General features: G+C 64.5%; 13 protein-coding genes and 2 tRNA genes. 11 read left to right on the top strand and 4 right to left on the bottom strand.

Annotated features, from left to right (window positions below):
- Nucleotides 1-231: 231 nt before the first annotated feature.
- Nucleotides 232-495, top strand: coding sequence for a prevent-host-death protein (locus ACTQ1Z_RS05020; RefSeq protein ID WP_320679696.1), 264 nt, complete (start codon nucleotides 232-234; stop codon nucleotides 493-495).
- The gene (locus ACTQ1Z_RS05015; protein WP_320679695.1) at nucleotides 488-808 is read left to right on the top strand and encodes a type II toxin-antitoxin system RelE/ParE family toxin; all 321 of its coding nucleotides are present in this window, start codon (nucleotides 488-490) and stop codon (nucleotides 806-808) included. Before ACTQ1Z_RS05020 ends, ACTQ1Z_RS05015 begins: the two co-directional genes overlap by 8 nt.
- A 294-nt stretch (nucleotides 809-1,102) precedes the next feature.
- On the opposite strand, the gene ACTQ1Z_RS05010 is transcribed toward ACTQ1Z_RS05015, so the two are convergent.
- Nucleotides 1,103-2,017 (bottom strand): HAD family hydrolase, encoded by a 915-nt coding sequence (locus ACTQ1Z_RS05010; RefSeq protein WP_441859222.1) that lies wholly within the window; start codon nucleotides 2,015-2,017, stop codon nucleotides 1,103-1,105.
- 10 nt (nucleotides 2,018-2,027) lie between these two features.
- Complete coding sequence (locus ACTQ1Z_RS05005; RefSeq protein ID WP_441859221.1) at nucleotides 2,028-3,647, bottom strand: Mur ligase family protein; 1,620 nt, start codon at nucleotides 3,645-3,647, stop codon at nucleotides 2,028-2,030.
- A 260-nt stretch (nucleotides 3,648-3,907) separates the two neighbouring features.
- On the opposite strand from ACTQ1Z_RS05005, the gene ACTQ1Z_RS05000 reads away from it, so the two are divergent.
- The 6 genes from ACTQ1Z_RS05000 to ACTQ1Z_RS04975 all read left to right on the top strand — a co-directional run bounded on the left by ACTQ1Z_RS05000 (nucleotide 3,908) and on the right by ACTQ1Z_RS04975 (nucleotide 8,602).
- Nucleotides 3,908-3,983, top strand: a tRNA-Val gene (locus ACTQ1Z_RS05000).
- A 96-nt stretch (nucleotides 3,984-4,079) separates the two neighbouring features.
- A complete protein-coding gene (gene murI / locus ACTQ1Z_RS04995; RefSeq protein WP_320679091.1) occupies nucleotides 4,080-5,039 on the top strand; it encodes a glutamate racemase in 960 nt (319 codons plus the stop codon).
- Nucleotides 5,040-5,052: 13 nt separating this feature from the next.
- Nucleotides 5,053-5,787 (top strand): ribonuclease PH, encoded by a 735-nt coding sequence (gene rph, locus ACTQ1Z_RS04990; RefSeq protein ID WP_320679093.1) that lies wholly within the window; start codon nucleotides 5,053-5,055, stop codon nucleotides 5,785-5,787.
- 115 nt (nucleotides 5,788-5,902) lie between these two features.
- On the top strand, nucleotides 5,903-6,529 hold the full coding sequence (gene rdgB, locus ACTQ1Z_RS04985; RefSeq protein WP_320679094.1) for an RdgB/HAM1 family non-canonical purine NTP pyrophosphatase: 627 nt from the start codon (nucleotides 5,903-5,905) through the stop codon (nucleotides 6,527-6,529).
- A gap of 345 nt (nucleotides 6,530-6,874) precedes the next feature.
- The gene (nagB, locus tag ACTQ1Z_RS04980) at nucleotides 6,875-7,612 is read left to right on the top strand and encodes a glucosamine-6-phosphate deaminase (RefSeq protein ID WP_320679096.1); all 738 of its coding nucleotides are present in this window, start codon (nucleotides 6,875-6,877) and stop codon (nucleotides 7,610-7,612) included.
- Between the two features lie 216 nt (nucleotides 7,613-7,828).
- Complete coding sequence (locus ACTQ1Z_RS04975) at nucleotides 7,829-8,602, top strand: HAD family hydrolase (protein WP_320679098.1); 774 nt, start codon at nucleotides 7,829-7,831, stop codon at nucleotides 8,600-8,602.
- A gap of 107 nt (nucleotides 8,603-8,709) precedes the next feature.
- Here ACTQ1Z_RS04975 and ACTQ1Z_RS04970 read toward each other — a convergent pair whose 3' ends face one another.
- Nucleotides 8,710-9,798, bottom strand: coding sequence for a M24 family metallopeptidase (locus ACTQ1Z_RS04970; protein ID WP_441859216.1), 1,089 nt, complete (start codon nucleotides 9,796-9,798; stop codon nucleotides 8,710-8,712).
- Between the two features lie 146 nt (nucleotides 9,799-9,944).
- Between ACTQ1Z_RS04970 and ACTQ1Z_RS04965 the strand changes: the two genes are divergently transcribed.
- The 3 genes from ACTQ1Z_RS04965 (at nucleotide 9,945) to ACTQ1Z_RS04955 (ending at nucleotide 11,284) form a co-directional block, all read left to right on the top strand.
- Complete coding sequence (locus tag ACTQ1Z_RS04965) at nucleotides 9,945-10,244, top strand: Veg family protein (protein ID WP_317285038.1); 300 nt, start codon at nucleotides 9,945-9,947, stop codon at nucleotides 10,242-10,244.
- Between the two features lie 9 nt (nucleotides 10,245-10,253).
- Complete coding sequence (locus tag ACTQ1Z_RS04960) at nucleotides 10,254-11,120, top strand: 4-(cytidine 5'-diphospho)-2-C-methyl-D-erythritol kinase (protein WP_320679104.1); 867 nt, start codon at nucleotides 10,254-10,256, stop codon at nucleotides 11,118-11,120.
- A gap of 87 nt (nucleotides 11,121-11,207) precedes the next feature.
- A tRNA-Pro gene (locus tag ACTQ1Z_RS04955) sits at nucleotides 11,208-11,284 on the top strand.
- Between the two features lie 159 nt (nucleotides 11,285-11,443).
- Here the strand turns inward: ACTQ1Z_RS04955 and ACTQ1Z_RS04950 are convergent.
- Nucleotides 11,444-12,286, bottom strand: coding sequence for a spermidine synthase (locus ACTQ1Z_RS04950; protein ID WP_441859213.1), 843 nt, complete (start codon nucleotides 12,284-12,286; stop codon nucleotides 11,444-11,446).
- Nucleotides 12,287-12,326: the final 40 nt, after the last annotated feature.

Below are 12,326 nucleotides of genomic sequence, written 5' to 3'. Positions count from 1 at the left end.
CGCCGCGGGGGCCACGGGGCGGGGCTACGGGCTCGCTGGCGGCGCGTCGCGACAGAGCACAACGCCTACCTCTTATAAGGGTTTGAGGCCAGAATCGGGCCGGATTCCTTACAAGAGGTAGGCGTTGGCGTTTCGGGGTGCGTCTCCCTGCGTAGAGCCAGGATTCATATGCATGGGTTGTTGTAGAATTCACCAAAGAATACTTCGTAAAATCTAGCGAAGGAGCATCTCATGCCAAAGATTCAACCCGTGTCTGACTTGAGAAGCTACAATGACGTCCTTTCGAACGTCCAGGTGGGCTCGCCGGTCTTTCTTACGAGAAACGGCCATGGCAGGTATGCGATTCTTGATATTGCTGATTACGATCGCCTGTCTGCTGCGAGCAGCTTGTTCAACGAGCTCGAGGCGGGTCGCGCGTCTGGCGAGCGCGACGGCTGGCTATCCATGGACGACATCCGTTCGCGCTTCTCAAATCGAGAAGTGACCCATGTCTAAGAAGGTCGTCTTCTCTCCGCTTGCGAATCGTGACCTCGAGAGCATATGGAGCTATCTCGCTGAAGAGTGCGAGAACCCGCGCGCGGCGTCAAAGGTGATTGATTTGATCCTGTCCCGCGTGGAGTTGCTTGCGGACTTCCCGGAATCAGGAACGCCCCTGTCTTCGATAAGCCCCATTTCTACTCCGTACAGGTTCGTGATCGCTGGCTCCTATCTTGCCTTTTATCGGGTGGGAGACAGCGTCTTCGTCGATCGCGTGCTTAGTTCTAGGAGCGACTACCTGAAGGCTCTGCTCGAGACAGGTTCGAACTAGCGGTGGCTACTGAGAAGCATGGTGGAGACGCGTTGCGGCAAAACGGGGGCTACGGGCTCGCGGGCGGCACGTCGCGGCAGAGCACAACGCCTACCTCTTGTAAGGGTTCGGGGCCAGAATCGGGCTGGATTCCTTACAAGAGGTAGGCGTTTGCGTCTGATGCGCGGGGCGCCGGGCTGTTGCGCGCGGCGGGCTGTTGCGGGGCGCCGGCTGACGCGCGCGGCGCCGGGCTGTTGCGGAGCCTGTTGCGGGGTCGGGTGGATGCGCGCGACCCCCGCGACCGCGCGTCGGCGGCTACTCCTTCGCGGCGAGCAGACCGCGCATGGCGGCGACCCAGCCGTCGGTCGAGCGCTTCGTCGAGACGAGGATGTTATTGCGGGCGGCGATCTCCTCCTCCGCGCGGTCGTGGCTCAGGCCGTTGCACATGAACAGGAACGTGCCCACGGCGTCTGCAATCACGCAATCTGCCGGGGAGTCGCCCGCGCCGAGAACCTCCTCGGGAGCCAGGCCCGCGAGCTCAATAAAGCGCAGGATGCCGGTGCCCTTGCTCACGCCGGCCGGCGTGATGTGGTACGTGTGGATGCCCTGGGGGTTCGCGCGGTCGACCTCGAGGGTCGTCTCGCCGGAGATATGGTCGACCATGCCGTTGTCGGAGAGGTACAGGGGCAGACTGCAGTGGTCGAGCATGTCCTGCATCTCCTCCTCGGGCGCATCACCGCGCATGGCGATGGTGACCTCGCGGTATTCGAAACCGATGCCGTTATCGTGGTAGGTCTCGAGATGGCCGGGCCAACGCTCGAGCATCGCATCGATGACGCCGGTCTCCCAGATCACGTCGTGCGGGGTCTTGCCGCAGGTCTCGTCATACGGCATGCGTCCGCAGAAGTAGTGCCACTCGGGCTGGCTGGCCTGCTTGGTGCACACCACGCCGCCCATCTCCGCAATCCAACCGGGAAATCCCAGCACGCGGGCATCCTCCATGATCATGGCGCGGTTGCGGCCAGTGCACGGGATGACGGAGACGCCGGCGCGCGTGAGCTCGACCAGCGTCTGGACGAGGTCTGCGCAGGGCTCCCCGGCGGAGTTCACCGTGGCTTTGGCGCCCGTGAACATGGTGCCGTCCGCGTCCGTGATGACGTAGCGGACCTTGCGCAGGCGCTCGGCGAGCTCGCCGGTGGGACGCTCCGGAAACGTGAGGTAACCAGCCATGTCCATCCCCCTAGAGCTCGATGCCGCGTGCAGCGGCAGCGTTCTCGAATGCCTTGCCGTCGGGCACCATCGTCTGGAACTCGTCGCCGCGGTGGATGAGCGTCTCATCGCCCTTGCCAAGCAGGCAGACGAGTGACGGCTCCTCATAGCCGAGCGCGACGTCGAGGCAGCGGGCGACGGCCTCCTCACGGTCGAGCACGTACTCGTGCGTCACGGGAGTGCCATCGGCGAGCGTGGCGCCCTCGGGCACGTTGCCGTCCATCTCTCGGCAGATTTCCTCGTTCGAGTCGTGCGCCGGGTCCTCCTCGGTGGTGACGATGTGGCACGCCCAGCGAGCGGCCTCGCGCGGGAGCTCGACACGGCGTTCGAACGCCTTGCCGCCGGGCGCCCCGATGAGGGCGATGATGCGCCTGCCGGGGAACTCCTCGGTCATGGACGCAAAGAACTTCTGGTAGGAGAGGGTGTTGTGCGCGTAGTCGACGACGCAGAGCACCTTGGAATCCGGCTTGCCGATGAGCTCCATGCGGCCGGGAACGCGGCAGGCGGCGAGGCCCGCTACGATGGCGGCGCCGCTTACGCCGAGCAGCTTAGCGCAGGCGATGGCGACGAGGGCGTTCTCCACGTTGAAGAGGCCGGGGAAGTTGATGGTGACGGGGAGCTGCCACTCGACGTGCTCGCCGTCTTCCTCGGGGGCATCCGTGCCGTGGACGACGAAGGTGAGCTGGGTGCCCAGGGGCTTGATGTCGGTCGCCCAGATGTCCGGGTAGACCATGTCGCAGCTGCCGCACTCGACGGGGTCGGCGCCAGAGGTCGAGACGGTGACGATGCTCTCGACACCGGCAGCGCGCGCCGCGTCGAGGACGCGCTCGAGGTGGGCGGTGCCGAGGTTGATCACGGCGTTGTCGCACTGGGAGAAAATCTTGAGCTTGCTGGCGAAGTAATCCTCGAAGGTGGGGTGCTCGACGGCGGAGATGTGGTCCGCGCCGATGTTGAGGAATGCCGCGACGTCGAGCGAGAGGCCGAGGCTGCGGTCATACTTGAGCGCCTGACTCGAGATCTCCATCACCATGGCGGCGAGGTCGTGTTCGCGGGCGTTGGCGAGGTGGCGCCAGAGATCGGGTGCCTCGGGCGTGGTGTTTGTGGACTCGATGTCTTCCGCGCCGTCATAGGTGTCGATTGAGCCGATGATGCCGCAGGTCTTCTCGCCGTTCTCGGCGTCGATGATGTAGCGCAGCATGTACGCGGTGGTCGACTTGCCCTTGGTTCCCGTGATGCCCACCTGGGGAACGTCGAGGTCGGGCCTGCCAAAGGCGGCGGCGGAGACGAGAGCCATGGCGCGGCGCATGTCGCTGGTCACGATCGCAGGCGCGGAAGGCGCGGTGACAGCGAGCTCCTCGGCGTGGTTCTGGTCGCAGATGTAGGCGACGGCGCCCGTCTCGAGGGCGGAGGTGAGGAAGGCGGGCTTGAAGGCGCGTCCCTTGCAGAAGAAGACGTCGCCCTCGTGGACGCAGCGCGAGTCGCAGGCGGCTCCGGTCACATTCGTGTCTGCCTCCTCGGGAATGCCGCTTACGAGAATATCGTTGGCGTCGAGAAGGTCACAGAGCTCGAGCAGGGTGGTGGCGCTGGTCATGAGGCGTCTCCTAACGTGAGGCCGGGCTGTGCCGGCGCGTATTCAGCATTCCAAGTATACGCGGCGCGCGATGGAGGGACGGTTGTGGGCGAGGTAGAAGGGCGACGCGCCGCGCCTCGAGCCGTGCCGCACGCGCGTCGTGGGAGTGGCGGATCGTGCCACGAACCGTGCCGGTCGCGCGCCGTGGGGGTGGCGGGTCGTGGGCATGCCGTGGTGGAGTGAGCCGTGGGCTCCCCCTGTGTTACACTTCCCATGCCTGCGGGCGATTGGCGCAGTGGCTAGCGCAGGTGCCTTACACGCACAAGGTCGGGGGTTCGAATCCCTCATCGCCCACCATGTAACCGCAGGCCGGAGGCATTGTCTCCGGCTTTTTTTTCATATGCCGCCACTGGCTCCGGATTCCGTCGGTTCCGGTGAGAGGGGAGCGAGTCCATGAGCGTGCTCGATGACGGGTTCGATCCCGCAGCCGTGACGTCGCCTCGCGCGGCCATCGCTTCTGAGAACAGCAAGCCCATTGGCATCTTTGACTCTGGCATTGGCGGCCTCACCGTTGCCCGCTGCATCGCGTCGCTTCTCCCGGCCGAGTCGATCTACTACGTTGGCGATACCAAGCGATGCCCCTATGGCCCGCGTCCCCAGGCGGAGGTCCGCCTATTCGTACGCCAGGTTGGCCGCTGGCTCGAGCGCCACGACGTCAAGCTCGTCGTCATCGCGTGCAACACCGCCACGGCCGCCGGTCTCGATGTCATCCAGCGCACGCTCAAGGTCCCGGTCATCGGCGTGATCGAGCCGGGCGCCCGCGCCGCGATTCAGGCCACCCGCTCGCGTCGCGTTGGCGTGCTTGCCACGCAGGGCACGGTCGACTCGGGTGCCTACGAGCGTGCCATTCACAACCTCGATGCCGGCGTGCGCGTCACGCAGAGCGCTGCCGGTTCGTTCGTCGACTTCGTCGAGCGCGAGCTTGCCACGGGCACCTATCTGCACGAGGACTGGATGGATAGCGTTGGCGTCTTCGACACGCCGGAGGTTCGCGAGCTGGCATGTAGAAACGTTGCCCCGCTTCTGGGCCGTGGTATCGATACGGTCGTTCTTGGCTGCACGCACTTCCCGCTGCTCGCTCACGAGATCTCGAGTGCCCTGGGCCCGGATGTCCGCACCGTGAGCTCGGCGGAGGAGACGGCTCGCGAGGTGGCGGAGATCCTCGGCCGCCGCGGCGAGCTTGCAGATCCTGCCTCGCCCAACCTCGGCGCTGGCGGCGAGCCCAAGTATCGCTTTGCCACTACTTCGGATGACATCACGTCGTTTGCCGTCGCGGGTAAGTTCATCTTCGGGCATTCGCTTGATTCGATCGAGCACATCGAGCTAGATACGCTCGAGTCGCTCGTTGACTAGCAAGGAGACTCTCATGCAGGATTTCACGCAGCGCAGGCCCGAGGGCCGCGCCCTCGACCAGCTGCGCCCCATCACGCTCACGCGCGACGTCATGAAGAACGCCCATGGCTCGTGCCTCGCGGAGTTTGGCGACACGCGCGTCATGTGCACCGCCACGATCGAGGAGGCGTTGCCGGCGTGGCGCAAGGCGAGTCGCAAGGGCTGGCTCACCGCGGAGTACGCGATGCTGCCCACCTCCACGAGCTCTCGCACGAAGCGCGAGTACAAGGGCCGCAAGGGCCGTTCGATGGAGATCGAGCGCCTCATCGGCCGTAGCCTTCGCGCCGTGTGCGACCTCGACCACCTGGGCGAGTTCACCATCACCGTCGACTGCGACGTTCTTCAGGCGGATGGTGGCACGCGTACCGCGAGCATCACTGGCGGTTGGGTGGCGCTGCACGATGCGCTGATGAACTTCGTGGAGCAAGGCAAGATCAAGAGGCTGCCGCTCACGGGCCAGGTCGCCGCCATCAGCATGGGCGTCGTCGCCGGCACGCCGATGCTCGACCTCGACTACCCCGAGGACTCGCACGCCGACGTCGACCTCAACCTCGTGGGGACCGCGGACGGCGGCATCGTCGAGATCCAGGGAACCGGCGAGCGCTCGACTCTTTCCCGCGCCCAGCTCAACGAGCTGCTCGACATGGGCGAGGCTGGCATTAAGTGTCTGTGTGACCTCCAGAACGAGGTCACGGGCTTCACGGCGTAGACTACGAGCTTGGTGCGCGCCCGTTGCGTGGCGCGCCCGCCGAGCCGGTCCGGCCATCTCGACGCACTTCGCATTACACGCGCACACGAACACGCGCACACGAAAAGGAGCAACCATGGCCAAGGTAGACATTGCCACGCTTGACCCCGCAAAGACCGTCGTCGTTGCCACGGGTAACCCCCACAAGGTGACCGAGATCGAGGCCATCCTCGCCCCGCTCATGCCCGGCGTCTCCTTCTACGCGCTCGGAGAGCTCGGTGATTTCCCCGATCCGGTGGAGAACGGGGACACCTTCACGCAGAACGCCATCATCAAGGCCGAGGCCGCGCTCGAGCAGACGGGCTTTGCCGCCGTGGCTGACGATTCTGGCCTCGTCGTCGATGCGTTGTCCGGCGAGCCGGGCATCATGAGCGCGCGTTGGGCTGGCGTCCACGGCGACGACCAGCGCAACAACGAAAAGCTCATGCGCGAGATGGAGAACGTGCCGGAGGAGGAACGCACCGCGCGCTTCCATTCGAGCGTGGTGCTGATCCAGGCCGACGGCACCGTCATCTGCGGTGAGGGCGACTGCGAGGGCATGATCGGCCGCGAGCCGCGTGGTGCCAACGGCTTCGGCTACGACCCGCTCTTCTGGCCTGTCGACACCCCGGGTCGCACCATGGCGGAGCTTGAGCCCGCGGAGAAGAACGCCATCTCCCACCGCGCCCACGCCCTCGCCGACCTCGCTCGCCAGCTCGCCTAAAAAACCTGAAAAAGGGACAGTCCCTTTTGCAGGTGGCGTTGCAAGAGTTGACAAAGGAGAGTTGACAAAGGGACAGTCCCTTTGTCAACTCTTGTGGGCTTCGCCGGCAACTTCCGCCTTTCCCCGAATTATTGCTTGAGGCTTGGGACACATCGGTACATCATGGAAACACTTGGGGCAACGCCCCAATCCGCCATGGACGGGCAGGGGCCTCGACGTGGCGCGAAATCCTCATAGCTGCGCGACCTCGCCCTGGTGGCCGCGTCTCACGTTGGTTGCGGCCGACGCGGGCCGCAGGTGGGGCGCAAAGGATAGCACCCCATCCCGTTAGAGAAGGGACGCGCCATGAAGATCATTCACGCCAAGGATTACGAGGACATGAGCCGCAAGGCGGCGAACATCATCGCCGCTCAGGTCGTCCTGAAGCCGAACTGCGTGCTCGGCCTCGCCACCGGCACCACGCCCATCGGCACCTACCAGAACCTCGTTGAGGCTTGCAAAAACGGCGACTGCGATTTCTCCGAGGTCAGCACTTACAACCTGGACGAGTACCGCGGCCTCGACCATGATGACCCGCAGAGCTATCACTTCTTCATGCGCGACAACCTGTTCGATCACGTCAACATCGACCTCGCCAACACGCACGTGCCGGATGGCTCCAACCCGGATGCCGCCGCTGCCTGCGCCGAGTACGACAAGATCGTCGCCGAGGCCGGCTATACCGACCTCCAACTTCTGGGCATTGGCAACAACGGTCACATCGGCTTCAACGAGCCCGATGACCACTTCAGCGCCGGCACCCACTGCGTCGACCTGACGGAGAGCACCATCCAGGCCAACAGCCGCCTCTTCGAGAAGGAGGAGGACGTCCCGCGCCAGGCTTATACCATGGGCACGCAGACCATCATGTACTCCCGCATGATTCTCGTTGTCGCTAACGGCGAGAAGAAGGCCCAGGCTGTTCACGACATGTGCTTCGGTCCGATCGCGCCCAGCTGCCCCGCGTCCATCCTGCAGCTTCACCCCAACTGCGTTGTCGTTGCCGATGACGCCGCGCTCTCGATGTGCGAGGGTCTGTACTAGAATCGGTCAAAGCAAGCCGATAAGAGCCAAGTCCGGGCCCGGGGCATTGCGCCTCGGGCCCTTTTCGTTGCACGGGATGGGCGCGGGCGGACAGGCGGGGTTGACAAAGGGACTGTCCCTTTGTCAACCAAGCCTCGCAAAACCTGAAAAAGGGACTGTCCCTTTTGCAGGTTTTGGTGGGGCGGCAGGGGATATGCGCGAGAGACGGAGCACCATATGGCAATCAAGGCGCTGTTTCTGGACATTGATGGCACTCTCGTTCCGTTCGACGCGCCCGATATGCGCCCTAGTACGAAAGCTGCTCTCGAGGAGGCCCATCGCCGCGGCGTGGCCTCGTTCATCGTGACCGGCCGCTATAAGGACAGCATCGGCATGGACGCGAGCTTTGACTTCGACGGCTATGCCACCGCTAATGGCGAGTACTGCTTCATGGCCTCAGGCGAGGTCATTTCGAGCAAGCCCATGCCCGAGAAGTGCGTGGTAGCTCTGGTGGAGCGCCTTCGCGAGCGTGGCCTCTCCACGTCCTTCACGGAGCCGGACGCCCTGTACTTCTGCGGCGACCCGGATGAGCTCGCCCGCTCCCTTCGCTACAAGCCTGGGCACGAGGTCCGTTCGTGGGACGATGTCGACTGCGCGAACGTTCTGCAGATTGTGACCGACGTCGCGCCTGAATCGGACGAGGAGCTCCTCGGCGGCATAGACGGGCTCGAAAACGTGCGCTGGTCCCCCAACTTCCTCGACATCGTCAGCGCGGGCTGCGGCAAGGGCGACGCGATCGATGCCTTCTGCGCGCGTTTGGGCATCACACCGGCCGAGTGCATGGCCATTGGCGATGGCGGCAATGACGTTCACATGCTGCGCCACGCGGGTATCGGCGTGGCCATGGGCCAGGCAAGCGATAACGTGAAGGCTGCGGCGGACGTAATCGCGCCGTCCGTGGACGAGGACGGCGCGGTCTGGGCCATCCGCAAGTATGTGCTGGAGGGCTAGCCGGTGCCGCGCACCGGCTCTGCCGTCAGCTCTCTTGCGAAGCACAAATAAGCGGGCCGGGGCGAAATCGTTCGCGCTCCGGCCCGCTCGGCCTTCCCTTTGGCCCGCTACTCGATGACGGCGAGCTCCTTGGGATAGCTGTTCATGACCTCGCAGCCATCGTCCGTGACGATGAGCAGGTCTTCGATGCGCACGCCCATCTCGCCCGGCAGATAGATGCCCGGCTCGATGGAGAAGCACTGACCGGCGCGTACGGGCTCGTCGTGAGCCGAGGAGACGTCCCCGGGCTCGTGGTCCTCCAGGCCGATCTGGTGACCCAGACGGTGCGTGAAGTACTTGCCGTAGCCAGCCTCCTCGATGATGCGACGGGCCGTGAGGTCAATCTTGGCGAACGTCACGCCGGGGCGCACGATGGCCTCGGCGGCCTCGTTGGCACGACGCACCGTCTCGTAGACCTCGCGGTCGCGTTCGCTGGGTTCGGCACCAAAGAAGAACGTGCGCGTCATATCGGAGCAGTACGAGTCGCGCTTGCAGCCCACGTCGAACAGCACGAGGTCGCCGCGGCGAAGCTGCGTCTCGTCCGGCTCGTGGTGCGGGTCTGCGGCGTTGGCACCAAAGCTCACAATCGGCGTGAAACTGTGCTCCTGGGCGCCAAGGCGGCGGTACTCGGCGAGAAGGCCGCTCGCGATTTCGTGCTCGGTCACGCCCTCGCGCAGCTGGGAGCGCAACCACTCCATTGCCTTGTCGTTCGTGGCGGAGGCGGCGCGCATGAGGTCGAGCTCGCTGGCATCCTTGATGGAGCGCGCGAGGTCGACGGCGGGCGAGCCCAGGCGGAGCTCGCTCGCGGCGTGAGCGTCCATGAGGGGGAGCAGCCAGCGTGCGGCGAGCACCTTGTCGACGCCGAGCGGCGAGCTCTCGTCGCAGGTTTCGACGACGAGTGGAATCGGGTCCTCGGTGTCATCGAAGACCCTGATCTCGCAGCCGGTTGCGGTGGCATCCGGGAAGAGACGGTTGCAGAACATGACCGTCTTGATGCCGTCGTCCGTGCGGGCGAGGTAGAGGGCATAGAAGCGTTCGTAGGGGAGGTTCCAGTAGCCGGTGAGGTACCAGATGGACATCGGGTCGGCGACGAGCACCTGGCTCATGCCCATGTCTTCGAGGTTATCGAGTACGCGACCTACACGCTCCATGTTCATTCTGCGTTCCTTTCGCCCGGGATGTTGAGGCGTTGATAAGCAGACAGTACGATAGCAATTCACATGAATCAGAGTGGCCGCAGTCTACCTTTGTTAACTCCTTCCAACATGGAGTTATTTCAGGCGGTCAGGATAGAGAGCGTAGCATGGAGAACGAAGTCCCTTCCGTCAACAGGGTTGATGAAATCCGCGAGAAGCTCGAGGGCCTCAAGGGCGAGCGCCTGAAGGTCAAGGCCAACATGGGTCGCTCCCGCATCGTCGAGCGCACCGGCACCCTCGTCCAGGCGCACCCGTCGCTGTTCGTCCTCGAGGTCGAGGAGCGCCGCGGTCGCAAGGCCCGCCAGTCCTACCAGTACGTTGACGTGCTCACCGGTACCGTCGAGCTGTTTGACAGCGAGTCCGGCGAGCGCCTCTTCGACTACGTCGCTGCCGATCTCGAGGAGTAGCGTCCGCTTATGTCGCGGCAGGTCGTCGAGACCCCTTGTAAGGTCAACCTCCACCTTGGCATCCATCACGAGAAGGACGACCGCGGTTATCATCGCGTCGATTCTGTGATGGTGCCGGTGGCGCTTTGTGACACCGTTGTCGTAAGCGATGCTCCTGAGCTCGAGGTTGTTCATACGCCCGCTCTTGAGGTCGCTCCCGAGAGGACGACGGTCTGGCGTGCGGCGACGCTTCTCGCGGAGGCCCTGGGGGAGAGACCCGAGGTCCGCGTCGAGGTCACGGCGCGCATTCCGGAGAAGGCGGGTCTGGGAGGCTCGTCCGCGGATGCGGGCGCCGTCCTGCGTGCTCTTTGTGAGCGCTGGGGCGTCTCCGTGTGCGACGAGCGTGTTGTGGCCGTGGCGAGGCGCGTTGGCGCCGACGTCGCGTTTTTCCTCGATCCACGCCCGGGCCTGTACCTGGGTGCCGGAGATGTGCTCGAGCGCACCTTCCCGGAGTTTTCGATGCCCGTCGCTCTCGTCATGCCCGCCGTCGGTGGCGTCTCCACCAAGGAGGCGTATGACGAGTTCGATCGTGCGGGCGAGGATCCTACGAGCTACGAGGTGGTGTGCGAGGCCCTTGCCGCCGGCGATGTCGCCGCGATGGCGGCCAACCTCTTCAACAACCTAGCTCCTGCGGCGTGCCACCTGTGCGGCGATGTCTGGGCGGTGAGTGAGTGGCTCGCCGGGCAGGAGGGCGTCGTCGCTTCGATGGTGACGGGTTCTGGCGCGTGCTCGTTCGCGATTTGCGAGAGCGGGGACGCGGCGGAGCGCATTGCCGAGGCCGCGCGAGAGCATCATGGCTGGAGAGCGTGGGCTGCTGTCGCCGGTGGGGCTGAGTAGCTTTTTGCCTCATAAATTGCCCATGTAACTCCGTTGAAATTTCTCGGTTGCATCAAGCGCGCAGTGTGCTAAACTTCTCTCTCGCATCGGGTTGTGGCTCAGTTTGGTAGAGCACCGCGTTCGGGACGCGGGGGTCGCTGGTTCGAATCCAGTCAACCCGACCACGAAATTGCAGGCCAGGGGCTTCGGTTCCTGGCCTTTTTGTTTACGTTTGTCTCGATGCTTCCCATTTCGTGGCGTCGGGGTTGCAGAGCGGCACCTATCGTGTGGATCGCACTTTGCCTCGCGGTGCCGCCGCGTACTACTGAGTCCGCGAGGCCCCGCTACTTCGCTCCGCCGTGCCACTCGAATCCGACAAGTCTCTCGCAGCCGGCGGCCACAAGGTCCACGTCGCTTGCGACGAGCGTGTTGTTGCCGGGCTTCGTGGGCTCCTCTGTCGCCTCGGGCACGAGCCACACGTGAGCGAAGCCGGCGGCGAAGGCATCGCAGGTCTCCTCCAGCGGTCGCGCCTTGCGACCCTCGAGCGGAAGTCTCAGCGTCGCAAGGTAGGTGCCACCCTCGCTCAGGTGGTCGCGCACGACGCGGACGCCCTCCTCCCCGGTCAGCGGGCCAAGCGGCTTCGAGCCGGAGAACGCCTCGTTGATGATGAGGTCGAAACCCTCCTCCTGCGATTTGAGCCAGCTCCAACCGTCCTCGACGGCGAGCTCGAAGCGCCCATCCTCCCCATGCTCTCGCTCGAGGCGATTGAGGCCAAAGCTCTCGCGTGCAATCTCGACGATCTTGGGGTCAATTTCCGCCACGCTCACGCAGACAGGAGGGAGATGGTCCACGATCCACTTTGGCATCGAGAACCCACCGCCGCCAACGACTGCCACGCGGCCCAGGCGCGGCAGCTCGGAGATGATGCGAGCCTGTTCGCGCTGGTAGGAGACGGGAAGTTCGCTCCAAAGCTCGTCCGTGGCATAGGCGACGCTCTGGAAGGCCCCATTGACATTAAGCATGCGCACGGGAGTGCCGTCCGCATCCTCCGTGTCAAAGATGAACGTCACGCCAAAGCGCGTGCGCCTCACAGTGACGCCGCGCCACGCAAGCAGACGCATGCAGAGGAGGTGGATGAGGAACCCGGCAATCGTAAGGGCGATGAAGACGATAAGGGCGGTGGGCATGGGTCTCCGACGGATTTGGGGATTGGCGCGCTACCAATGT

It is taken from the genome of Parolsenella sp. LCP21S3_E11, from assembly GCF_052118165.1.
Classification (GTDB): Bacteria; Actinomycetota; Coriobacteriia; order Coriobacteriales; family Atopobiaceae; genus Parolsenella.
This window is presented reverse-complemented; position numbering and strand designations above follow the sequence as displayed.

What these genes read in the sequence shown, in the direction of transcription:
- ACTQ1Z_RS04960 (WP_320679104.1), top strand. Translation starts at nt 10,254, where the DNA reads ATGTCGCGGCAGGTCGTCGAGACCCCTTGTAAGGTCAACCTCCACCTT.
- nagB (WP_320679096.1), top strand. Translation starts at nt 6,875, where the DNA reads ATGAAGATCATTCACGCCAAGGATTACGAGGACATGAGCCGCAAGGCG.
- ACTQ1Z_RS04970 (WP_441859216.1), bottom strand. Translation starts at nt 9,798, where the DNA reads ATGAACATGGAGCGTGTAGGTCGCGTACTCGATAACCTCGAAGACATG.
- rdgB (WP_320679094.1), top strand. Translation starts at nt 5,903, where the DNA reads ATGGCCAAGGTAGACATTGCCACGCTTGACCCCGCAAAGACCGTCGTC.
- murI (WP_320679091.1), top strand. Translation starts at nt 4,080, where the DNA reads ATGAGCGTGCTCGATGACGGGTTCGATCCCGCAGCCGTGACGTCGCCT.
- rph (WP_320679093.1), top strand. Translation starts at nt 5,053, where the DNA reads ATGCAGGATTTCACGCAGCGCAGGCCCGAGGGCCGCGCCCTCGACCAG.
- ACTQ1Z_RS05005 (WP_441859221.1), bottom strand. Translation starts at nt 3,647, where the DNA reads ATGACCAGCGCCACCACCCTGCTCGAGCTCTGTGACCTTCTCGACGCC.
- ACTQ1Z_RS05020 (WP_320679696.1), top strand. Translation starts at nt 232, where the DNA reads ATGCCAAAGATTCAACCCGTGTCTGACTTGAGAAGCTACAATGACGTC.
- ACTQ1Z_RS05015 (WP_320679695.1), top strand. Translation starts at nt 488, where the DNA reads ATGTCTAAGAAGGTCGTCTTCTCTCCGCTTGCGAATCGTGACCTCGAG.
- ACTQ1Z_RS04965 (WP_317285038.1), top strand. Translation starts at nt 9,945, where the DNA reads ATGGAGAACGAAGTCCCTTCCGTCAACAGGGTTGATGAAATCCGCGAG.
- ACTQ1Z_RS04975 (WP_320679098.1), top strand. Translation starts at nt 7,829, where the DNA reads ATGGCAATCAAGGCGCTGTTTCTGGACATTGATGGCACTCTCGTTCCG.
- ACTQ1Z_RS04950 (WP_441859213.1), bottom strand. Translation starts at nt 12,286, where the DNA reads ATGCCCACCGCCCTTATCGTCTTCATCGCCCTTACGATTGCCGGGTTC.
- ACTQ1Z_RS05010 (WP_441859222.1), bottom strand. Translation starts at nt 2,017, where the DNA reads ATGGCTGGTTACCTCACGTTTCCGGAGCGTCCCACCGGCGAGCTCGCC.